General features: G+C 66.5%; 19 protein-coding genes. 4 read left to right on the top strand and 15 right to left on the bottom strand.

Annotated features, from left to right (window positions below; all coding sequences use genetic code 11):
* Window positions 1–158 precede the first annotated feature (158 nt).
* The 9 genes from ftsH to ybgC all read right to left on the bottom strand — a co-directional run bounded on the left by ftsH (window position 159) and on the right by ybgC (window position 9,409).
* Window positions 159–2,093, bottom strand: a complete 1,935-nt coding sequence (ftsH, locus tag ACLB6G_RS04295; RefSeq protein WP_410354867.1) for an ATP-dependent zinc metalloprotease FtsH — start codon at window positions 2,091–2,093, stop codon at window positions 159–161.
* Between the two features lie 135 nt (window positions 2,094–2,228).
* A complete protein-coding gene (tilS, locus tag ACLB6G_RS04290; protein ID WP_410354866.1) occupies window positions 2,229–3,359 on the bottom strand; it encodes a tRNA lysidine(34) synthetase TilS in 1,131 nt (376 codons plus the stop codon).
* Window positions 3,346–4,212 (bottom strand): tol-pal system protein YbgF, encoded by an 867-nt coding sequence (ybgF, locus tag ACLB6G_RS04285; RefSeq protein ID WP_410354865.1) that lies wholly within the window; start codon window positions 4,210–4,212, stop codon window positions 3,346–3,348. Before ybgF ends, tilS begins: the two co-directional genes overlap by 14 nt.
* A gap of 164 nt (window positions 4,213–4,376) precedes the next feature.
* On the bottom strand, window positions 4,377–4,883 hold the full coding sequence (pal, locus tag ACLB6G_RS04280; RefSeq protein ID WP_410354864.1) for a peptidoglycan-associated lipoprotein Pal: 507 nt from the start codon (window positions 4,881–4,883) through the stop codon (window positions 4,377–4,379).
* Between the two features lie 180 nt (window positions 4,884–5,063).
* Window positions 5,064–6,347 (bottom strand): Tol-Pal system beta propeller repeat protein TolB, encoded by a 1,284-nt coding sequence (tolB, locus tag ACLB6G_RS04275; RefSeq protein ID WP_410355166.1) that lies wholly within the window; start codon window positions 6,345–6,347, stop codon window positions 5,064–5,066.
* Between the two features lie 97 nt (window positions 6,348–6,444).
* Entirely contained in the window at window positions 6,445–7,491 is a 1,047-nt protein-coding gene (locus ACLB6G_RS04270; protein WP_410354863.1) for a TonB family protein, read from the bottom strand.
* Between the two features lie 3 nt (window positions 7,492–7,494).
* Window positions 7,495–7,947: a protein TolR gene (gene tolR / locus ACLB6G_RS04265; protein WP_410354862.1), complete on the bottom strand. Its 453-nt coding sequence runs from the start codon at window positions 7,945–7,947 to the stop codon at window positions 7,495–7,497.
* 23 nt (window positions 7,948–7,970) lie between these two features.
* Window positions 7,971–8,693, bottom strand: coding sequence for a protein TolQ (gene tolQ, locus ACLB6G_RS04260; protein WP_410354861.1), 723 nt, complete (start codon window positions 8,691–8,693; stop codon window positions 7,971–7,973).
* A gap of 245 nt (window positions 8,694–8,938) precedes the next feature.
* Window positions 8,939–9,409 (bottom strand): tol-pal system-associated acyl-CoA thioesterase, encoded by a 471-nt coding sequence (gene ybgC, locus ACLB6G_RS04255; protein ID WP_410355165.1) that lies wholly within the window; start codon window positions 9,407–9,409, stop codon window positions 8,939–8,941.
* Between the two features lie 66 nt (window positions 9,410–9,475).
* On the opposite strand from ybgC, the gene ACLB6G_RS04250 reads away from it, so the two are divergent.
* Window positions 9,476–10,732: a glycoside hydrolase family 5 protein gene (locus ACLB6G_RS04250; RefSeq protein WP_410354860.1), complete on the top strand. Its 1,257-nt coding sequence runs from the start codon at window positions 9,476–9,478 to the stop codon at window positions 10,730–10,732.
* A 22-nt stretch (window positions 10,733–10,754) separates the two neighbouring features.
* On the opposite strand, the gene ruvB is transcribed toward ACLB6G_RS04250, so the two are convergent.
* From ruvB to ruvC, 3 genes are read right to left on the bottom strand one after another with little or no spacing between them, the layout of a single operon-like run.
* The gene (gene ruvB, locus ACLB6G_RS04245; protein WP_410354859.1) at window positions 10,755–11,792 is read right to left on the bottom strand and encodes a Holliday junction branch migration DNA helicase RuvB; all 1,038 of its coding nucleotides are present in this window, start codon (window positions 11,790–11,792) and stop codon (window positions 10,755–10,757) included.
* A 44-nt stretch (window positions 11,793–11,836) separates the two neighbouring features.
* The gene (gene ruvA, locus ACLB6G_RS04240; RefSeq protein WP_410354858.1) at window positions 11,837–12,451 is read right to left on the bottom strand and encodes a Holliday junction branch migration protein RuvA; all 615 of its coding nucleotides are present in this window, start codon (window positions 12,449–12,451) and stop codon (window positions 11,837–11,839) included.
* 1 nt (window position 12,452) lies between these two features.
* Window positions 12,453–12,968, bottom strand: a complete 516-nt coding sequence (ruvC, locus tag ACLB6G_RS04235; RefSeq protein ID WP_410354857.1) for a crossover junction endodeoxyribonuclease RuvC — start codon at window positions 12,966–12,968, stop codon at window positions 12,453–12,455.
* Window positions 12,969–13,140: 172 nt separating this feature from the next.
* Here ruvC and ACLB6G_RS04230 point away from each other — a divergent pair, with 172 nt between their 5' ends.
* Window positions 13,141–13,884: a TSUP family transporter gene (locus ACLB6G_RS04230; protein WP_410354856.1), complete on the top strand. Its 744-nt coding sequence runs from the start codon at window positions 13,141–13,143 to the stop codon at window positions 13,882–13,884.
* 6 nt (window positions 13,885–13,890) lie between these two features.
* Here the strand turns inward: ACLB6G_RS04230 and rcdA are convergent, their stop codons facing one another.
* The 3 genes from rcdA to ACLB6G_RS04215 all read right to left on the bottom strand — a co-directional run bounded on the left by rcdA (window position 13,891) and on the right by ACLB6G_RS04215 (window position 17,296).
* Window positions 13,891–14,412 carry a protease adaptor protein RcdA gene (rcdA, locus tag ACLB6G_RS04225; RefSeq protein WP_410354855.1) on the bottom strand — a complete coding sequence of 174 codons (522 nt, stop codon included), beginning with the start codon at window positions 14,410–14,412 and terminating at the stop codon, window positions 13,891–13,893.
* 368 nt (window positions 14,413–14,780) lie between these two features.
* Window positions 14,781–16,421: an acyl-CoA synthetase gene (locus ACLB6G_RS04220; protein ID WP_410354853.1), complete on the bottom strand. Its 1,641-nt coding sequence runs from the start codon at window positions 16,419–16,421 to the stop codon at window positions 14,781–14,783.
* 104 nt (window positions 16,422–16,525) lie between these two features.
* Complete coding sequence (locus ACLB6G_RS04215; RefSeq protein ID WP_410354852.1) at window positions 16,526–17,296, bottom strand: sulfite exporter TauE/SafE family protein; 771 nt, start codon at window positions 17,294–17,296, stop codon at window positions 16,526–16,528.
* 191 nt (window positions 17,297–17,487) lie between these two features.
* Between ACLB6G_RS04215 and ACLB6G_RS04210 the strand changes: the two genes are divergently transcribed.
* Together ACLB6G_RS04210 and ACLB6G_RS04205 are read left to right on the top strand one after the other, a co-directional pair.
* Window positions 17,488–18,150, top strand: a complete 663-nt coding sequence (locus tag ACLB6G_RS04210) for a thiamine phosphate synthase (protein WP_410354851.1) — start codon at window positions 17,488–17,490, stop codon at window positions 18,148–18,150.
* Window positions 18,147–19,130, top strand: coding sequence for a tetratricopeptide repeat protein (locus ACLB6G_RS04205; RefSeq protein ID WP_410354850.1), 984 nt, complete (start codon window positions 18,147–18,149; stop codon window positions 19,128–19,130). The genes ACLB6G_RS04210 and ACLB6G_RS04205 overlap by 4 nt, the downstream gene beginning before the upstream one ends.
* Window positions 19,131–19,230: the final 100 nt, after the last annotated feature.

Here is a 19,230-nt window from a genome sequence, read left to right as displayed (position 1 = left end):
ATGTTTTTCCCTGTTACGAAATGCTTTCCTGAAATCCATGCCTTTCCCTGTGGTTAAGCAAATGCAAACGCATGCGCCGGGCCCTTCGCGACCGGGCATGAAAAAACCGCCGCGCAATGCACGCGGCGGTCCGTCCTGTTTTCGCGCTGCCGGCGGGATCAGCCCTGGGGCTGCGGCTCCAGCCCGGCCTCGGGCTCGTCCCCGCCCTTCTTCTTGCGCGAACCGCCTGCCTTGGGCACGGCAGAGCCGCGCGAGGGCGGCGTGTCGTCGCCCATGTCCCGTGAGGGCTTGCCGCCCGCAAGAAGCTGCTTGATTTCCTCACCCGACAGCGTCTCGTATTCGAGCAGCCCCTCGGCGAGCGTGATCCAGTCTTGCTTCCGCGTCGTCAGGATGTCGGTTGCCGAGGCATAGGCCTCGTCGACGAGGCGGCGCACTTCGTTGTCGATGATCTGGGCCGTGGCCTCGGAAATGTTCTTCTGCTGCGCCACCGAATGGCCGAGAAAGACTTCCTGCTGGTTCTCGCCATAGGCCACCTGGCCGAGCTTGTCGGAAAAGCCCCACTGCGTGACCATCGCGCGCGCCAGCTTCGTGGCCTGCTCGATGTCGGAGGACGCGCCGGAGGTGATGTTCTCCTTGCCGAACTTGAGCTCTTCCGCCACGCGTCCGCCCATCATGATGGCCAGCCGCGAGATCATGTACTTGTAGCTCATGGAATAACGGTCGCCCTCGGGCAGCTGCATGACCATGCCGAGCGCGCGCCCGCGCGGGATGATCGTCGCCTTGTGCACCGGGTCCGACGACGGAACGTTCATGGCCACGATGGCATGACCGGCCTCGTGATAGGCCGTCAGTTCCTTCTCGGCCTGCGTCATGGCGGTGGACCGGCGCTCCGCGCCCATCATTACCTTGTCCTTGGCGTCCTCGAATTCCTGCATGGTGACAAGGCGCTTGTTGCGCCGCGCCGCCATCAGGGCCGCCTCGTTGACAAGGTTCATCAGGTCCGCGCCGGAGAAGCCCGGCGTGCCCCGCGCAATCGTCTTCAGGTCGACATTGGGTGCCAGCGGCACGTTGCGCACATGCACCTTGAGAATCTTCTCGCGCCCGACGAGATCGGGATTGGGCACCACGACCTGGCGGTCGAAACGGCCCGGCCGCAGGAGCGCCGGGTCGAGCACGTCGGGACGGTTGGTCGCCGCGATCAGGATGATCGATTCGTTTGCCTCGAAGCCGTCCATCTCGACCAGCAACTGGTTCAGCGTCTGCTCGCGCTCGTCATTGCCGCCGCCCAGCCCCGCGCCGCGATGCCGGCCGACCGCGTCGATTTCGTCGATGAAGATGATGCAGGGCGAGTTCTTCTTGGCCTGCTCGAACATGTCGCGCACGCGGCTGGCGCCGACGCCGACGAACATTTCCACGAAGTCCGAACCCGAAATGGTGAAGAAGGGAACGTTGGCCTCGCCTGCCACGGAGCGGGCGAGCAGCGTCTTGCCCGTTCCGGGCGGTCCGACCAGCAGCACACCCTTGGGGATGCGCCCGCCGAGCCGCTGGAACTTCTGCGGATCGCGCAGGAATTCCACGATCTCCTCCAGGTCCGCCTTGGCCTCGTCCACGCCTGCCACGTCAGCGAAGGTCACCCGGCCATGCGCCTCGGTGAGCAGCTTCGCCTTCGACTTGCCGAAGCCCATCGCGCGTCCGGAACCGGACTGCATCTGCCGCATGAAGAAGATCCACACGCCGAGTATGATGATCATCGGCAGCCAGGACAGGATCGCGCTTGTCAGCGATCCCGACGACTCGCTCTCGGGCCGCGCATTGATGGTGATGTTCCGCTCTTCAAGCCGCGGAACGAGATTGTTGTCCTTCGGCGCATAGGTCTGGAAACCCGAACCGTTGTCGCCATAGGTGCCGGTGATCCGCTCGCCGGAAATCGTCACCGATTTCACCCGCCCGGAATCCACTTCCTGGATGAATTGCGAATAGGGAATCTCGCGCGCCGCGCTGCGCTGCTGTGGCGTCTGGAAGAGATTGAACAGGGCGATGAGGAGAACCGCGATGATTCCCCAAAGCACTAGGTTTCGATAATTCGGATTCATGGTGCTTCCTGACGGCGCGGGCGCCCGCGCGGATTCAAAACGGATTGGCTGGACCTAACATAGGTTCGCGCCGGGGCATTGCCAAGCACGCTTGCGGATAAGATGGCCGTTCCGGAGACCAAATGACGCATATGGTTACACGGTCCGCAGGCCCGCCACGGCGAATCCGGGTTCCGGGGCGATATCGAGCTCCAGCCGGCGGGCCAGTGCAGCGAACGCCGGATAGTCGAAACCGGGGATGAGCGGCGGCAGGCCCGGCCGCCGTTCCGGCCCGCGCGGATCGGGGCAAACGGCGAGCCGGCCGGCCATGCGCCGGAAGACCGCGCCGCCTGCCGTGAAGGCCTTGCCGCCCGGCCCGGCCAGCAGCGCCGCGACGGCCGCGCGGGCGCCCGGCCCCGGTCCGTAAGCCTGCCGGCCGAGCAGCCGCGATGCCTGCAGGGCGGCCTCAGCGACGATCTCGGGCGCGGCGTTGCCGCCAGCCAGGAAGGCGAGGCCGCGCGGCCAGCCGCCCGGATCGAAGGCCCGGATATCGGCGATGACCGCCGCCGCCGCCGCCGCCCGACTGTGCCTGAGTTGCGCCTCCGTGCCGGCCCGCGCGAGCAGCCGTGTGACCCTGTCCTGTGTTTCCCCGGCAAGCATGGACCGCCAGCGCGGCCGCTCGAACCGGTCGTCGCCGTTGGATGGATCCTCGGCCCAGGCCACACCCTGTTCGCGCAACAGGCCACGAAGATCCGCGCGGCGCAGGCCGAGCAGCGGCCGGGCAAACCAGGTTCGCCCTTCATGCAGGGTCGCCGGCGCGATGCCAGCCAGGCCCGGCCCGTTTCCGCGGGCGGCGCGCATGGCCAGCGTTTCGACCTGGTCGTCCAGCGTGTGGCCGGTCAGCACCATGCCGCAGCCGTCCTGCTCCGCGGCCTCGGCCAGCAGATTGTAGCGCGCCTGCCTTGCCGCCGCCATCAGGCCGCGCACAGGCTTGTCGCCAGTCCAGCGCAGCACGCGATGGGCGATCCCCAGCGCTGCGCAGTGGCCGGCGACCGCCTCGGCCTCGCCGCGCGCGTCCGGACGCAAGCCGTGATCGACGGTCAGTACGACAATCCGGCAGCGATCGCCGGCCGCGGCCTTGGCTGCCAGCGTGAGCAGCGCCATGGAATCGCCGCCGCCGGACACCGCGAGCGCCACCGGCCCGTGACCGTCCGGCAGCCTGAAATCGATGGAGTGAAGGATGTCATGCGGACCGGCGCACCGGTCTGGGGCGTCAGCAGCCGGCAAGAGCCTGTTCCTGGGCGATGCGTTCCTTCATGGCCGAGGAGATGCCCGGATATTTCTTCGCGATCGCGCCATAGGTGGCGCAGGCGATATCGGTCTTTTTCATGGCGGCGAGCGATACGCCGAGCTTGAGCATCATGTCGGGCGCCTTGCCCGAGGCGGGATGCGCCTTGGTCGCGTCCAGGAAGACCTCGGCGGCTTCCGCGTAGCGCTCCTGCCCGATCAGCGACTCGCCAAGCCAGAACTTCGCGTCGGCAATGCGGTCGCCGTCCGGATAGCGTTCGACATAGGTGGCAAATCCCGTTTCCGCCGCCTTGTAATCGCCGGCCAGCACGAACTGGTAGGAGTCGCTGTAGAGCCCTTCCGGGCTGTCGGCTTGCGGCACCGCCGCCACGGATGCGTCATCCGTCCCGCCGTCCGCCGTTTCGCCCTTTTCGTCCACGCTCAGCGTGCCGAGCGTGCGCGGCGGAGCCCCGAGCGTCGCACTCGACCCGGCATTCGACCAGTCGACCGCATCGCCCGAACCCGGAGCCTCGGCGACGGACGGGTCTGACCCGTCCGTCATGTCCATGGGCTGCTCCGGCGTTTCGGCCGTTCGCGTGCCCGCATCCTGTTCCGTCCCGGCTTCGGAACGCTTTTCCTCCAGCTGCTGCAGCCGGAACTCGTTGTCTTCCTGCGCCTTGCGCAGCGCTTCCTGCATCTGGAGAAGCTGGAAATTCAGCTCCTCGATCCTGCCATTGAGCTGCCGCACCTGTTCCTCGAGTTGGGTGACCCGCGGATCGTAGGTTTGCGCCATCGTTCCCGAAAGCGGGAAGACGGCCAGCATCAAGGCGAGGAGTGCGGTCTTCAAACGCATGTCCATCCCCGTTTCTGTTGCCTGCGCCTGCCACTCCCGGCAGGCTGTTTCTTCATATCAAGGCCGCCGACTTCGGCCAAATTTTGTTTCGTCCGGGCAAACGGAAAACGGCTCCGCTGCCTGCGGAGCCGTCTGCCTTCACATGGACCCGGTGAAGCGAGGGGTCAGCTGCCCGCGCCGTTGAGCACGGTGACCGCGCGCCGGTTCTGCGACCAGCAGGAAATGTCGTCGCAAACGGCGACCGGACGCTCCTTGCCGTAGGAAATGGTCTTGATGCGGTTGCCGGCCACGCCGCGGGCGACCAGGAAGTCGCGTGTCGCCGCCGCGCGGCGCGCGCCCAGTGCAAGGTTGTATTCGCGGGTGCCGCGCTCGTCGGCATGGCCCTCGATGGTGATCTGGTAGGAACCGTACTGGTTGAGCCACTGCGCCTGGCGGGCCAGGGTCTGCTGCGCGTCCGCACGGATGGCCGACGAATCGGTATCGAAGAAGATCCGGTCGCCGACATTCACCGTGAAGTCCTGCGTCGAACCCGGCGTGGCGGCATTCGCGCCCAGCCCGATGTCCGCGGCGGTGTTGGGGATGGTCTTCTTGGAGGCGCAGCCGGCCAGCGCCAGACCTGCGACGAGCGCGATCATGGCCGGATTGCGGGAGAGCGTGGCGAGACGACGCATGGCGGATGTCCTTCAGATTGGATCCGGTGTGTTGACGTTTCAATAACCACGTGTGGGTTAAGGCCCCGTCAAGGGATTGGGTTAATGCTTTCTTGCTTCCACTCCCGGAAAACTCCGGCGAACCCTAGTGGCGATTGCGGCGGAAACGCGGCGCCTTTCCGCCTTTTTCAACGGCCCGCATCAGTCGAGCAGCGGCGACCAGGCCGGGTCGGACGCGAAGTTCGGTGTCGGCACCGGCTGTTCGTTTCGCCCGGTCAGGTCGATGGTGAACAGCTTCGGACCGCCGCCGCCCGGCTGTTCGCGGAAGAACATGAGGTAGCGGCCATTGGGCGCCCAGGTCGGTCCCTCGTTGAGGAAGCCGGTGGTCAGAATGCGTTCGCCGGACCCGTCCGGACGCATCACGCCGATGGAGAAATTCCCGCCGGACTGCTTCGTGAAGGCGATCAGGTCGCCGCGCGGCGACCAGACCGGCGTCGAATAGGCGCCATCCCCGAAAGAGATGCGCTGCGGCGACGAACCGTCGGCGCCCATGACGTAAATCTGCGCGCGGCCGGCCCGGTCGGAGGTGAAGACGATGCGGTCGCCGGCCGGGGAATAGGACGGCGACGTATCGATGGCATTGGAGGCGGTGAGGCGCTGTGTCGTCCGCGACCGCAGGTCCATGGCATAGATGTTGGCGTTGCCGTCGTCGCGGCCCAGCGTCATGATCACCTTCTGTCCGTCGGGTGAGAAGCGCGGCGCGAAGGTCATGCCGGGGAAGTCGCCCACCAGTTCGCGCTGCCCGGTCTCGATCTGCAGGAGATAGACGCGAGGCTGCCCGCCGGCATAGGACATGTAGGTGATTTCCTGCCGGTTGGGCGAGAAACGCGGCGTCAGCACCAGATCCTCGCCACGCGTCAGGTAGCGCAGGTTCGCGCCGTCCTGGTCCATGATGGCAAGCCGCTTCTGGCGCGCGTTCTTCGGCCCCGATTCGTCCACGAAGACGACGCGCGTGTCGAAATAGCCGGATTCCCCGGTCAGCGCCTTGTAGATCGCGTCGGAGATGATGTGGGCGACACGGCGCCAGTTGCTCTCGGTCGTGAAGAACTGCTCACCGGTGATCTGCTGGCCGGCAAAGGTGTCCCACAGGCGGAATTCCGCCCGCAGCCGACCGTCGGGTTCACGCGTGACGCGGCCCGTCACCAGCGCCTGCGCGTTGACCACCTTCCAGTCCTCGAAACGCGGCGCGACATCCGGATTGCTCACCTTCTCGATGAAGGCCGCCTTGTCCACCGGCTTGAACAGTCCGGACCGCTTCAGGTTCGCCGTGATCACTTCGGTGATCTGGACGCCGAGATCGCCGCCCGACAGGAAGTCCGTCACGGCGATCGGCAACGGCTCGACGACGCCGCGGTTCACGTCGATCTCCACGAGCGCGCGTGCCGGAAGCGCGCCGAGGCCGATGCTGGCCGCCAGCGACGCCATGGCGATGAACGCGGCTTTGACAAAGGAGTTCATGGAGTCCTCTCGTCTTTCTGATTGCGCCGGACCGCACCTGCCGGCTGGGAATGGGCTGCGGCCGTCAATAGAACATGTCGGCCGGATCGAAATTGACGATGACCTCGCGCCATGTCTCGTATTTTCCGGGCGGAACGGCCAGGCCGCGCATGTCGCATTTCTGGATGGCGCGCACCGCGGTGCGGTCGAACTGCGCATTGCCGGACGAGCGCAGGATTTCGGGCATCCCGTCCAGCCTGCCGTTTTCGTCGAGGTTGAACCGGACCGAAACCTTCAGCTTGTCGGGGTCGGAAATGCCGGCGTCGATGGACCAGCAGCCGCCGAGTTGCTCGCGCAGCACGTCCATCTCCGCGCGCGTCAGCTTCGGCGCATTGGTGCGGTCATTGCCCGCCGCCGCCGGTTCGGTCTGCTTCTTCTGGCCGCCGCCGGATGCCTTTTCCTGGTTGATCAGCGCCTTCACCTCGTCATCCAGCGAGGCCAGTTCGCTCGTTTGCGTGGCCGGCTTGGGCTTTTCAGCCGGCTTGTCGGAATCCTTGCGGTCCGGCGCCTTGGCGGTCTGTGCCGGCGGCGTCGGGCGCGGTGTCGGCCTCGGCGCGGTCTCGGGCAGTTTCAACGCCGTCTCGCTTTCCTTCGGCGCTTCCTCGACCGCTTCCTTCACCGGGTCGGGCCGGACCTCCTGGCGCGGCGCCGGTTGCGATGCCAGTTCGGTCGCCGGCACGGGTTCCGGGCGCGCCTGCGGCTGCGGCTGGGGATCGGGCGTCGGCGCGGGCACGGGCGCCGGATCGGGTTCGGCCTTCGGCGCCGCCGACGCCTCGATCTCGCGCGGACGCGGGTCCGGCGTGGGTGCGTTGTCGAGATCGGCGCTGTTGTCGCCCGTGTTCACGGCATCGGGCACCGTGTCCGGCCGGGTTGTCGGCTTGGGTGCGGGCGTTTCGGCAACCGGCGCCTTCTTGTCGCCCTGCACCAGTTGCGCCAGTTCCGTCTCGGTGATCGTGGAGACCGGGATGCTGTCCTCCAGAACCTCGAAGGGTTCGGGCGCGCCAAGGCTGACCAGCCCGAAGGCGAGCAGTCCGGCGTGCAGGATCAGCGAGGTGGAAAGCCCGGCCTTCATCGCTCAGCCATTGTCCTCCTGGAGTGTGACGAGGCCGACATTGGAAAAGCCGCCGGCCTGGATGCGCGCCATCACGCGCATCACGGTCCCGTAGTCGATGGCCTTGTCGCCGCGCACGAAGATGCGCGCGTCCGACCCGGTGGAGCGGATCGCCTGCAGCTTGGCGACCAGGTTCTCGAAGCCGATTTCCTCTTCCTGGATGAAGATGCGGCCCTGGCCGTCGACGGAGACGACGAGCGGCTGGTTTTCCGAGTTCATCGGTGCCGCATCGGTTTCCGGCAGGTCCACCGGCACGCCGGTCGTCAGCAGCGGCGCGGCCACCATGAAGATGATGAGCAGCACCAGCATCACGTCCACGAAGGGCGTGACGTTGATTTCCGACATCATGCCGTGCCTGCGGCCCCGCCGCCTGTGGCCACGCGATGAAGCGCCCATGCTTCCCATGCTAATGCCCATGAAGGCGTCTCCCTGTCCGGCCGCTATTCGGCGGCCTGCGCGCGCACATGGCTGCGCTCGTCGATCTGCCGCGACAGGATCGCGGAAAACTCGTCGGCAAAGCCTTCCATCCGGGTGCCCAGCTTGCCGGCGTCCGATGTCAGCTTGTTGTAGGCGACGACGGCTGGAATGGCCGCCAGCAGGCCCATGGCGGTCGCCAGCAATGCTTCCGCGATGCCCGGCGCGACAACCGCGAGGTTGGTGGATTTGGAACCCGCAATGGCCTGGAACGAGGTCATGATGCCGACGACAGTGCCGAACAGGCCGATGAACGGACCGGCCGAGCCGACGGTTGCCAGGAAGCCGAGCCGGCTTTCCAGCCGTTCCATCTCGCGGCCCAGCGCCAGGTCCATGGCCTTGTCGATCCGCGTCTGCAGCGCCATGGGCGAGCGCGCGCCCTTCTCGAAGCTCTTCTTCCATTCGCGCATCGCGGCCACGAAAATGGCGCCCATGCCCGTGGTCTTGCGTTCCGACAGGGTCTTGTAAAGCTCTTCCAGCGACTGGCCGGACCAGAAGATCTCTTCGAAGCGGTTCAGCGCCAGGCGCATGCGCGAGAACGCGATCATCTTGTCCACGATGATCGCCCAGGTCCAGACCGAGGCGACGAGCAGCCCGATCATGACCAGTTTCACCACCCAGCCCGCCTGCATGAACAGGCCCCAGATGGAGACGTCCGCATGGGGTGCCGCGAGAGCCATTTGTTCCATTTCGGTATCGTTCCCTTGGCCGCCGGGCGCACCCATCGCCGCTATCGGGGTGTCCCGGCCTGATGTTTCGAGGCTATCCGGAATTCGGGGCGCTTTTAATCAAAAGCATGCCATTGCGGGCCTTTTCCGGGCAAATCGTGGTCAAACGATGGCGCGGGCGGATCGCACCGCGCCTGCCATGCACCATGGCCGGTTATGGTTAACGATCGGTTAGGACTTGCGGGCGCGAAGACGCCAGGGGTCGCTCAGGCACCCGGCAGGAAGATGGATTTCCATTCCTGCGGGAAGCGGCGCGGCCGGCCCGCTTGCGACATGATCGCCGCCTCCACCCGCGCCGTGATCAGCACATCCGGCCCGCGCAGGATGCGCTGCGCCATGAAGATGCGCGCGCCCGATATCGATTCCGTACGGGTTTCGATCTCCAGCACGTCGTCGATGCGCGCAGGCTGGCGGAAGTCGATCTCCATGCGCCTGACCACCCAGACGATCTTTTCCCCCAGGCTCCCCTCCGCCAGGTCCGTGTGGTGCACGCCGGCCAGACGCAGGAAATCGGAGCGCCCGCGCTCCAGGAATTCCAGGTAGCGGGCATGATAGACGACACCCGAGAAATCGGTGTCGGCATAATAGACCCGTGCCAGCAGCCTGTGGACGCCATCTTCGACAATGCCGGCCAGGGGCGCGGCAAGGCCATCCGCCGGTTTACCATGTCCCGTCATTGCCGCCTCGCATCGCTTGCCCGTCACCACTGCCATGCCGCATTGTGCGCGGCACACGGAACCCGGATGGCATTGATGACAGCCGCGATCAAGACCCTTGCCGCAGCCCTTGCCTTCACTCTTGCCCTGACGGGCATGGCCGGCGCGGCAACCTTCAAGGCCGGACGCGGCATTTCGCTGGACCTCTGGATCACCTGGCCGGACGAAAGCCGCTGGAGCGAACGCGAAACCATCCTGCCCTTTCCCGAATGGCGCAGCTTCATCGGACCGGAAGAGTTGGCGGACATCCGCGCCTCCGGCTTCGACATGGTGCGCATTCCCGTCGATCCCTCCGTCTTCCTTTCGCCGGAAACATCGGCCCTGCGGGACGACTTGTTGGAATCGGTGCGGGAGTCGGTCGAACTGGCCGTCGCATCCGGCCTCAAGGCGATCCTCGACCTTCACGCCATTCCGGCCGGTCCGAACCGCGCCATCGGCACCGTGGAAGTGCTGGAGGACGCCGTGCTGTTCGATGCCTATGTCGATCTCGTGCGCCGCATGGCCCGCCTCGCCGGGGAATTCGACCCGCATCGCGTGGCGCTGGAACTGATGAACGAACCGGTGACAGGCTGCGAGGGCGCCGAGGCGGCGGCATGGACAGACAAGCTGAAACGCCTTTTCGCCGCCGCGCGCGCCTCCGCCCTGGATACGACACTCATCCTGTCGGGCGCCTGCTGGGGCAGCGCAGAAGGCCTTGCCGCGCTCGATCCCGCCGAGTTCCGGGGCGGCAACCTGATCTGGTCCTTCCACTCCTACGCGCCCTTCATCCTGACCCACCAGGGCGCGGGCTGGACCGGCGATGTCAGCCCATACGCCACCGGCCTGCCTTATCCGCCGTATGGTGAGAACGAAGCCGGGACGCAGGAGGCGCTCACCGCCATCCGCGCCAGGGTGCGCGCCGAGGCGCCCTTGCTGCGCCGCTCCGGCATCATCGCCTTCGTCGAGGAGGAACTGGAGAAGATCGGCACGCCCGAAAAGCTGCGTGCCGTCATGGCAGAACCCTTCGAAACCGTGGCCGTCTGGGCCAGAACCCACGGCATTGATCCCGGCGATATCCTGCTTGGCGAATTCGGCATGATCCGCCAGGAATACGGCCATGACTTCCGCACCGATCCGCAATGGCGCGCGGCCTATTACCGCGACATGATCGGCCTTGCCGAAGACCACGGCTTCGCCTGGTCCATGTGGGGCCATGGCGGCGCTTTTGGCGTCTTCGAGGAATTCGAGGGCCGCGCCGCCGAACCGGATGTGCGCGACGTGGTGCGCCGCTTGCCCCCTTCATGAGACGTGGCGCGAAGTGCGGGCCCTACTCGTCCTGAAACAGGTTTGCCTGGGTGGCCGCCAGGTCCTTCGGCACGGCCAGGCCGAGATGGGCCCAGGCATTGCCGGTCAGGACACGCCCGCGCGGCGTGCGCTGGATGAAGCCCTGCTGGATGAGATAGGGCTCGATAATGTCCTCGATGGCGTCGCGGGGTTCCGAAAGCGCGGCCGCGATGGTCTCGATCCCCACCGGCCCGCCACCGAAATTGCGCGCGATGAGATTGAGATAGCGCCGGTCGAGCTGGTCCAGCCCCATGGCGTCCACTTCCAGCCGGGTCAGCGCCTCGTCGGCGATCGTCCGGGTCACGCTTTCGGCCCGCGCCACTTCGGCGAAGTCGCGCACCCGGCGCAAGAGCCGCCCCGCGATGCGCGGCGTGCCGCGCGAGCGCCGGGCGATTTCCGTCGCTCCGTCCGGCCCCATTGGCAGGCCCATGATCCGCGCCCCGCGCCGTACGATCTGCTCCAGTTCCTCCACCGTGTAGAAATTCAGCCGCACCGGGATGCCGAAGCGGTCGCGCAGCGGGTTGGTGAGCAGGCCCAGCCGCGTCGTGGCGGCGACCAGCGTGAATTTCGCCAGGTCGATTTTCACCGAGCGCGCCGCCGGCCCCTCGCCGATGATGAGGTCGAGCTGGAAATCCTCCATCGCCGGATAGAGGATCTCCTCAACGGCGGGATTGAGCCGGTGGATCTCGTCGATGAAGAGGACGTCGCCCTCTTCCAGGTTGGTGAGCAGCGCCGCCAGGTCGCCCGCCTTGGCAATGACCGGGCCGGAGGTCGAGCGGAAATTCACGCCCAGTTCCTTGGCCATGATCTGCGCCAGCGTCGTCTTGCCCAGCCCCGGCGGGCCGACGAAGAGCACATGGTCCAGCGCCTCGCCGCGCGCCTTGGCTGCCTCGATAAAGATCTTCAGGTTGGCGCGCGCCGCCGCCTGGCCGGTGAAATCGTCCAGCGTTTGCGGGCGCAGCGTGGCGTCGATGTCCTCCCCGCGCTTGCCGGCGGAGATGAGGCGGTCAGCTTCGGTCATGACGTTTCATTCGCATTGACGCGCCATCAGCGCAAGCTGCTGCCTCACCGCGCCAGTTCCTTCAGCCCGAGCCGGATGAGCTTGGCCGAATCCGCGTCATCGCCCGCGCTCTTGAGCGCCGCCGCCACCGCATTGGCCGCCTGGTCGCGCGAATAGCCCAGATTGGTGAGCGCCGACACGGCATCGGCGACCGGCGCGGAGGCCACGCCCTCGCCGATCGCCTGCTTCATGCCGATGGAGGCCGCCGCCTCGCCGGCAAATGCCGGCGCCTTGGCCTTCAGTTCGATGACGATGCGCTCGGCCACCTTCTTGCCCACGCCCGGCGCCCGCGACACCATGGCGATATCCTTGAGGGCGATGGCATTGGCCAGTTCCGATGGCGTCAGTGTGGAGAGCACCGCCAGCGCCACCTTGGCGCCCACGCCCTGCACGCTTTGCAGAAGGCGGAACCATTCGCGTTCCAGCGCGGAGGCAAAACCGTAGAGCCGGATCATGTCCTCGCGCACATAGGTCTCGATGAACAGGACGGCCGCCTCGCCGGCATTCAGGTTTGCCAGCGTGCGCGCCGGGCAGAAGGCCACATAGCCGACGCCATGCACGTCGATCACGGCATGATCCTCGCCGATCTCGTCCACCGTGCCCTTCAACTTGCCGATCATCTCACACCGCCCTCAGCAGCGCGCGCCGCTGCGCCTCGCCCACCCGGTTGTGCGCGTGGCATATGGCAATCGCCAGCGCATCCGCCGCGTCGTCGCTTTCAAAGGCGGCGCGCGGCATCAGCACCTTGAGCATCATCTGGATCTGCTTCTTGTCGCCGTGGCCGACGCCGATCACCGATTTCTTGACCGCGTTCGGCGCATATTCGGCCACCGCCAGCCCGGCGCGGGCCGGAACCAGCATGGCGATGCCGCGCGCCTGGCCGAGTTTCAGCGTGGCTGTCGCGTCCTTGTTGACGAAGGTCACTTCCACAGCGGCCTCGTCGGGCCGATGGCAATGCAGCACGTCGGCCAAACCGTCATGCAACTGGCAAAGCCGGCTGGCAAGGTCCGCCTTGCCGTCCGAGCGCACGGTCCCGGAGGCCACGAATTTCAGCGAATTGCCGAGGGTCTCGATCACGCCCCAGCCCATGTTGCGCAAGCCCGGATCGATGCCGATGATACGAATCGCCTGTCCCATGCACGCCACCTTGTTCCATTCCACCAAGGCTTGCCAGTGAAAAGTGAACAAATCAGAAACATATGCACAGCACGCATGGCGCCGCGCTCAATGGCCGGCAGGTGTGCAAAACCCGTGCACGCCCGGCCGGTTTGCATTATGGCAGGCAGCCGTGCCGAGGACCCGAACGCCCATGCCCCTACCAGCCCTTGATGTCACCCTTGCCGCCGTACTCGTGACGCTTCTGCTGGCCGGCCTCGTGCGCGGCTTTTCCGGTTTCGGCACCGGCATGGTCGCCATCCCGGTGCTGGCTGCCACCCATGATCCCGTGACGGCGGTCGTGGTGGTCGCCATCGTCGACAGTCTTCCGCAGCTTCCCGCCGCCCTGCCGGTTCTCAAATATGCCCGCTGGCGTGAAGTCCTGCCGCTGGCCGCCGGGGCGATCCTGCTTCTTCCCGCCGGCCTTGCCGTCCTTCGCATGGGCGATCCGCTGGTCCTGCGCTGGGTCATCTGCCTGTCCGTGCTGGCCGGCCTCGCCGCGCTGGCCTCCGGCTGGCGCTATCTTGGCCCGCGCCCGCCGCTTCTGTCGGCTGGCGTGGGGGCCGTGTCCGGTTTTCTGGGCGGCATCGCCGGCATACCCGGACCGCCGCCCGTGCTCTACTGGATGGCATCGCCGGAACCGCAGGGCGTGATCCGCGCGAACCTCATGGCCTTGCTCCTCCTGCTGGAGATCGCAACGCTGGCCAATGTCGTCCTGGGCGGCATGGTCACCGGCGAACGGTTCCTTCTGGGACTGGCCGGCGCGCCGGTCTATCTGGCGGGCATTATCGCCGGCCGCGCCCTGTTTCCGCTCGCCTCCGCGGCAACCTATCGCCGCCTTGCCTTTGCGGTCATCCTGTTCGCTGTCATCACGGCACTGCCGCTCTGGAACGGCTGAACGCCGTCAGCGTCCGCCAAAAGCCGTCTTCAGAAGGTCGATCTGCGCCGAGACAGGGTTGCCGTCGGGTCCGCGCGGCACCTGGCCGCCACCGTAGATCTCGGTGTCCATGAGCCGCACATGGCCCTGCAGGCGCAACGACCGGCGCACGAGGTCGCGGAACGTGTCCGGCAGTTCGTTCCAGCCCGGCGCGCTCTCGTCCGCCGAACCGGTATCCAGCTTGACCTTGGTCTTTTCCGCCGCCACCTGGTCGCGCGACATCTCGCCCGAATTGGCCGCCCGCTGCAGCAGCAGCCATGAAGCGATCTGCATCAACCGCGTCGTCAGGCGCATGGATTCGGCGGCGTAAAGCGTCGCCGCCACCCGCGACAGGCCCTTTGCAGCCTTGCGGCCGTCCCCATCGAGATAGGTCGCCGCCTCCTCAACCAGCCCCATGCCTTCCGCATAGAGCGGCTTGAAGCGGTCGGAGAACACCCGCCGCTCCGCCAGCCGGATCGGCCCTTCGCCTGTCGTCTTCTTCTCAGCCATACGCCCTGGAACCCTGCACATCAGTCCTTCGGGCAGAAACGTCGCCCGCGGCCGCCCGGACACTGTCTTAACGCGGCCCGGTCAGAATTGCAGGTCGTGGCCCGCGCTGGCAAGACCATGTTTAACGAAAGGTTAATTCCCCCCGGCCGGCCGCCGCGGCGGCAAAAAAAGAGCCGCTTCAAGGGAAGCGGCCCATGGAAGTTTTACAGGGAGGCGTCAAACAGAATGGCTCAGGCCACTCAGGTTCGAATCCAGATAACTGGATACCCACAGTAATGACTCGTCAGGGTTAAGCACCGGTTAACGGCGGATCCGTTTTCTGCAACCGCCTGCAATTTCTTGCGGGCGAATGCTCGCGGTCATTCCGTCTACAGCCCCCTGGCCTCGTCGCGCAGCCGGAATTTCTGGATCTTGCCGGTCGATGTCTTGGGGATTTCCGCGAAAATCACCTGCTTGGGGCATTTGAACCGCGCCAGCAGCGCGCGGCAATGCTCGATGATCTCCGCTTCGCTGGCCGTCTTGCCCGCCTTCAGTTCCACATAGGCAACGGGTGTCTCGCCCCATTTCTCGTCCGGCTTGGCCACCACCGCGCAGGCCGCCACCGCCGGATGCTTGTAGAGCGCGTCCTCCACCTCGATGGAGGAGATGTTCTCGCCGCCGGAGATGATGATGTCCTTGGACCGGTCCTTGAGCTGAATGTAGCCGTCTGGATGCATCACGCCGAGATCCCCGGAATGGAACCAGCCGCCGCCAAAGGCTTCCGCGCTCGCATCCGGGTTCTTCAGATAGCCTTTCATGACAATGTTGCCCCGGAACATGACCTCGCCGATGGTCTCGCCGTCATGCGGCACCTCGTCCATGGTCTCCGGATCGCGCACCGTCAGGCCCTCCAGCGCGGCATAGCGCACGCCCTGCCGCGCCTTCTTCGCGGTGCGCGCGCCCTTCTCGAGGTCGTTCCATTCGCCCTTCCACTCGTTGACGACGGCCGGCCCGTAGGTCTCGGTCAGCCCGTAAAGATGGGTGACGGCAAAGCCCGCATCCGCCATGCCCGACAGCACCGCTTCCGGAGGCGGCGCGGCGGCCGTGTTGAAGGTCACGGTCTGCGGGAAATCGCGCTTCTCATCTTCCGGTGCGTTGATCAGCGTCGACATGACGATCGGCGCGCCGCACAGCGTCGTCACGCCCTCGTCGGCGATGGCGTTATACATCGCCTTCGCGCGCACCCAGCGCAGGCAGACATGGGTGGAGGCCGTCACGGCCAGCGTCCAGGGAAAGCACCAGCCGTTGCAGTGGAACATCGGCAGCGTCCACAGATAGACCGAATGCTGGCCCATGCCGGAGTGGATCGTGTTGGCATAGGCCATCAGCGCCGCGCCGCGATGGTGATAGACCACGCCCTTCGGATTGCCGGTCGTGCCGGACGTGTAGTTGAGCGAGATCGCGTCCCACTCGTCATCGGGCATCTCCCAGGCAAAGCCGGGATCGCCGGCCGACACGAAATCCTCGTAATCCTGCGAACCGATGCGCTCGCCCTTGGGATAGGGCGCGTCATCCGGATAGTCCGGATCGTCATAGTCGATGACCAGCGGCTTCACGGTCGCGATCTTGAGCGCCTCGGCCACCACGCCGGAGAACTCGCGGTCAACGATCAGCACCTTCGATTCGGCATGGTCGAGCTGGAAGGCGATGATGGCCGGATCGAGCCGCGTGTTCAGCGAATGCAGCACAGCCTTGACCATCGGCACGCCGAAATGCGCCTCCAGCATCGGCGGCGTGTTCGACAGCATCACCGACACCGTGTCGCCCTTGCCGATGCCCGTGTTGCGCAGCGACGAGGCGAGCTTCAGCGCGCGCGTCCAGAACTGCCCGTAGGAAATGCGCTGGCTGCCATGCACGATGGCGGTGTGGTCCGGAAAGGTCTTCGCCGCGCGTTCCAGATAGGTCAGCGGTGTAAGCGGCTGGTAGTTGGCCTGGTTCTTGTCCAGGTCGCGGTCATAGGCACTGGCCATCGTCTCGTTTCCTCCCGGCAGAAGACGCTATTCGCTTGCTGCAATTAACCAGCCGCGATGCCGCCTGCCAAGCGATCAGGCCGCAAACCTTCGTCCGATGCCCGTCAGCCCGAAAGCGCGGCCAGGCCGTCATGGATCAGCTTGACCGCGACAATGGCCACCATGGTGTAGGTGAAGGGATAGAAGACCTCCGGCTTCATGCGCTTGACCAGCCAGGCGCCGGCCAGCGTGGCCAGCGGCGCGAAGGGCATCAGAACGGCAGAAGCCATGAGGTTTCCGGTGCTGAACTCCCCCAGCAGGAAATAGGGCAGCACCTTTACCGCGTTCACGATGGCGAAATAGATCACCGACGTGCCGGTATAGGTTCGCGGATGCAGGCCCAGCGGCAGCGCATACATCTGGAAGGGCGGACCGCCGGCATGGGCGACGAAGCTCGTATAGCCGGAGATCACGCCCCAGAACGCGCCGCGAATCCGGCTCGGTGGCCGTTCGACGGCCGATTTGCGCAGCTTCAGCCAGAACCAGCGGCCGGCAAACAGCGCCGCGATCAAGCCGATGATCAGCTTGACCATGTCGGTGGAGACCGACGAGGCCAGCCACCAGCCGATGGCGATGCCGGCCAGTGCGCCCGGCAGCATGTAGAACAGCGTCTGGGTATGCCGGTAGCCCCGCCACGTCCACAGGGAGACGACGTCCATCAGGATGAGGATCGGCAGCATGATCGCCGCCGCCTGCACCGGTGGCAGGACGAGCGTCATCATGGGCACGCCGATCAGCGCCGTTGCGCCGCCAAGCCCGCCCTTCGACAGGCCGACGAGGAGCACGGCCGGCACACAGACGGCATAGAACCAGGGATCGCTGAGAAGGCCTTCCATGGACGTCCGTCGTCGGTCGGGGGCGGGCCGGCGCGAAACTGCCGGCCTGTCCCTGCATAGCCGGTTGCGGCGCGATTGGCGACAGGGCGGCGCGTTTTCCCCGAACCTGCGTCGCGCCCTTGCGCCGCCGCCCAATTGCGACCATTTTCTGCCGCCAATCGGAAACGGTCACGAACAGGACGCCATCAACCATGCCGCATTCAACGCCGGACACCCGCTGCCGCCTCGTCCTCATCGCGCCGGACATGGCCGATGACGGCGCGCTTGCCGCGGCCATCGCCGACGCACTGTCGGGCGGCGACGTGGCCTCGCTGATCCTGCCGGCCTACGGTCTCGCCGAGGCCGCCTTCCAGGCCCGCTGCGCGCATATCGTACCGTTGGCCCAGGAGAAAGGCGTGGCGGTGATGATCGTCGATGACACCCGCACGGCCGGCCGCGTCCATGCCGACGGGGTCCACCTGGAGAACGCGAGGGCGGCCATGGCGGAGACGGCCGAGCGTTTCGACGGCAAGCTGATGCTGGGCGTCGGCGGCGCCAAGACCCGCCACGACGCGCTGGAGCTGGGCGAGGCCCGCCCCGACTACATCTTCTTCGGCCGCATCGGCTACGACACGCAACCCGAGGCGCACCACCGCAACCTGGCGCTGGGCGAATGGTGGGCCGAAATGGTCACCCTGCCCTGCGTCGTCATGGGTGGCGCCGCCATCGAGAGCGTGGCCGCGGTCGCCGCGACCCGCGCCGATTTCGTCGCCCTGTCGGCGGCCGTCTTTGCCGGACCCGACAGCCCCGGCGTGGCGGTGGCGAAGGTCAACGCCCTGCTCGACGAAACAGCCCCGGAACTGGGTGCGGCATGATCAGGCGCATCGCCACCGCCCTCGTCCTGCTTGCAGCCGGTCCCGCGCTCGCCGCCGGTGAAAAGGCGCAGGCCGTCCTGCCCTCGCTGGCCGATCGCGTCGCCTCCGAGAGCGCGGCGCCGTCGCCCGTCGACCCGCAGCGTTTCGGCCAGCACCCCGCCGACAAGGCCTTTGGCGCCTTCCAGCGCGGTCTCTACAAGACCGCGGTCAATCTTGCCCGGCCGCTGGCGGAAAAGGGCGATCCGGCGGCGCAGACGCTTCTGGGCGAGATCCTGTCGCGCGGCCTTGGTGTGCCCCGCGACCAGAAGGAAGCGGCCAAGTGGTATGTGGAGGCGGCCAGGGGCGGCAATCCCGAGGCCAAGTTCCAGTATGCGCTTCTCCTGCTCGACGGAACGCATGTGGCGAAGGATCCGGAAGAGGCCTACCGCCTGATGGGCGAGGCGGCGGCGGCTGGCAACGCCCTGGCGCGGTTCAACTACGCCCAGATGATCGTCGACCGCAAACCCGGCCCGTCCGGCCTCGCCGAAGCCGCCGAATGGTATGAGCGCGCCGCGCGCCAGGGCTTGCCCGACGCGCAATACGCCATGGCCATGATCCTGGCGCAGGGCAATGCGGGGCGCGACCGGGACGAGGCCACCGCGCGCAAATGGCTGGAACTGGCCGCCAAGGGCGGTTTCGACACCGCCATGCTGGACCTTGCGGTCTGGATGGTCGAAGGCCGCGGCGGCGAGCGCGATTTCGAGGCCGGCTTCCTGTGGATGCGCAATGCCGCCAAGTCCGGCAATGTCGCCGCCCAGAACGGCCTCGCCAAGCTCTACCGCATGGGGCTCGGGACCGAGGGGGATTCCATCGAGGCGGCGGCGTGGTACATACTTGCGCGGCGCGCCGGCCTGGACGATCCGGAGATGAACATCTTTCTCGACGGGCTGACCCGCGAGCAGATGAAGACCGCGATCGAGCGCGCCAACCGCCTGCGCTAGGCGCCGCCGGGCGCCACGCCGGGCCGTGCTCTTGCCTCGCGCCGCATTTTGTGGTCTTGGAGCGCCGGAACAGGCCGGGCCGCGCGCATCAGCGCCGTGT

The sequence above is a fragment of the Zhengella sedimenti genome, from assembly GCF_046506625.1.
GTDB classification, from domain to species: domain Bacteria; phylum Pseudomonadota; class Alphaproteobacteria; order Rhizobiales; family Rhizobiaceae; genus Zhengella; species Zhengella sedimenti.
The sequence above is the reverse complement of the archived record's forward strand: the minus strand, read 5'-3'. Positions and strand labels throughout refer to the sequence as shown.

Bases quoted from the DNA above. Each gene is read 5' to 3' on its own strand.
- tolB (WP_410355166.1), bottom strand. From the start codon at position 6,347: ATGGCGTCGCTGGCGGCCAGCATCGGCCTCGGCGCGCTTCCGGCACGC.
- ybgC (WP_410355165.1), bottom strand. From the start codon at position 9,409: ATGACGGGACATGGTAAACCGGCGGATGGCCTTGCCGCGCCCCTGGCC.
- ACLB6G_RS04205 (WP_410354850.1), top strand. From the start codon at position 18,147: ATGATCAGGCGCATCGCCACCGCCCTCGTCCTGCTTGCAGCCGGTCCC.
- tolQ (WP_410354861.1), bottom strand. From the start codon at position 8,693: ATGGAACAAATGGCTCTCGCGGCACCCCATGCGGACGTCTCCATCTGG.
- tolR (WP_410354862.1), bottom strand. From the start codon at position 7,947: ATGGGCATTAGCATGGGAAGCATGGGCGCTTCATCGCGTGGCCACAGG.
- rcdA (WP_410354855.1), bottom strand. From the start codon at position 14,412: ATGGCTGAGAAGAAGACGACAGGCGAAGGGCCGATCCGGCTGGCGGAG.
- ftsH (WP_410354867.1), bottom strand. From the start codon at position 2,093: ATGAATCCGAATTATCGAAACCTAGTGCTTTGGGGAATCATCGCGGTT.
- ACLB6G_RS04215 (WP_410354852.1), bottom strand. From the start codon at position 17,296: ATGGAAGGCCTTCTCAGCGATCCCTGGTTCTATGCCGTCTGTGTGCCG.
- ACLB6G_RS04270 (WP_410354863.1), bottom strand. From the start codon at position 7,491: ATGAAGGCCGGGCTTTCCACCTCGCTGATCCTGCACGCCGGACTGCTC.
- ACLB6G_RS04210 (WP_410354851.1), top strand. From the start codon at position 17,488: ATGCCGCATTCAACGCCGGACACCCGCTGCCGCCTCGTCCTCATCGCG.
- ybgF (WP_410354865.1), bottom strand. From the start codon at position 4,212: ATGCGTTTGAAGACCGCACTCCTCGCCTTGATGCTGGCCGTCTTCCCG.
- pal (WP_410354864.1), bottom strand. From the start codon at position 4,883: ATGCGTCGTCTCGCCACGCTCTCCCGCAATCCGGCCATGATCGCGCTC.
- ruvA (WP_410354858.1), bottom strand. From the start codon at position 12,451: ATGATCGGCAAGTTGAAGGGCACGGTGGACGAGATCGGCGAGGATCAT.
- ACLB6G_RS04230 (WP_410354856.1), top strand. From the start codon at position 13,141: ATGCCCCTACCAGCCCTTGATGTCACCCTTGCCGCCGTACTCGTGACG.
- ruvC (WP_410354857.1), bottom strand. From the start codon at position 12,968: ATGGGACAGGCGATTCGTATCATCGGCATCGATCCGGGCTTGCGCAAC.
- ACLB6G_RS04220 (WP_410354853.1), bottom strand. From the start codon at position 16,421: ATGGCCAGTGCCTATGACCGCGACCTGGACAAGAACCAGGCCAACTAC.
- ACLB6G_RS04250 (WP_410354860.1), top strand. From the start codon at position 9,476: ATGGCATTGATGACAGCCGCGATCAAGACCCTTGCCGCAGCCCTTGCC.
- ruvB (WP_410354859.1), bottom strand. From the start codon at position 11,792: ATGACCGAAGCTGACCGCCTCATCTCCGCCGGCAAGCGCGGGGAGGAC.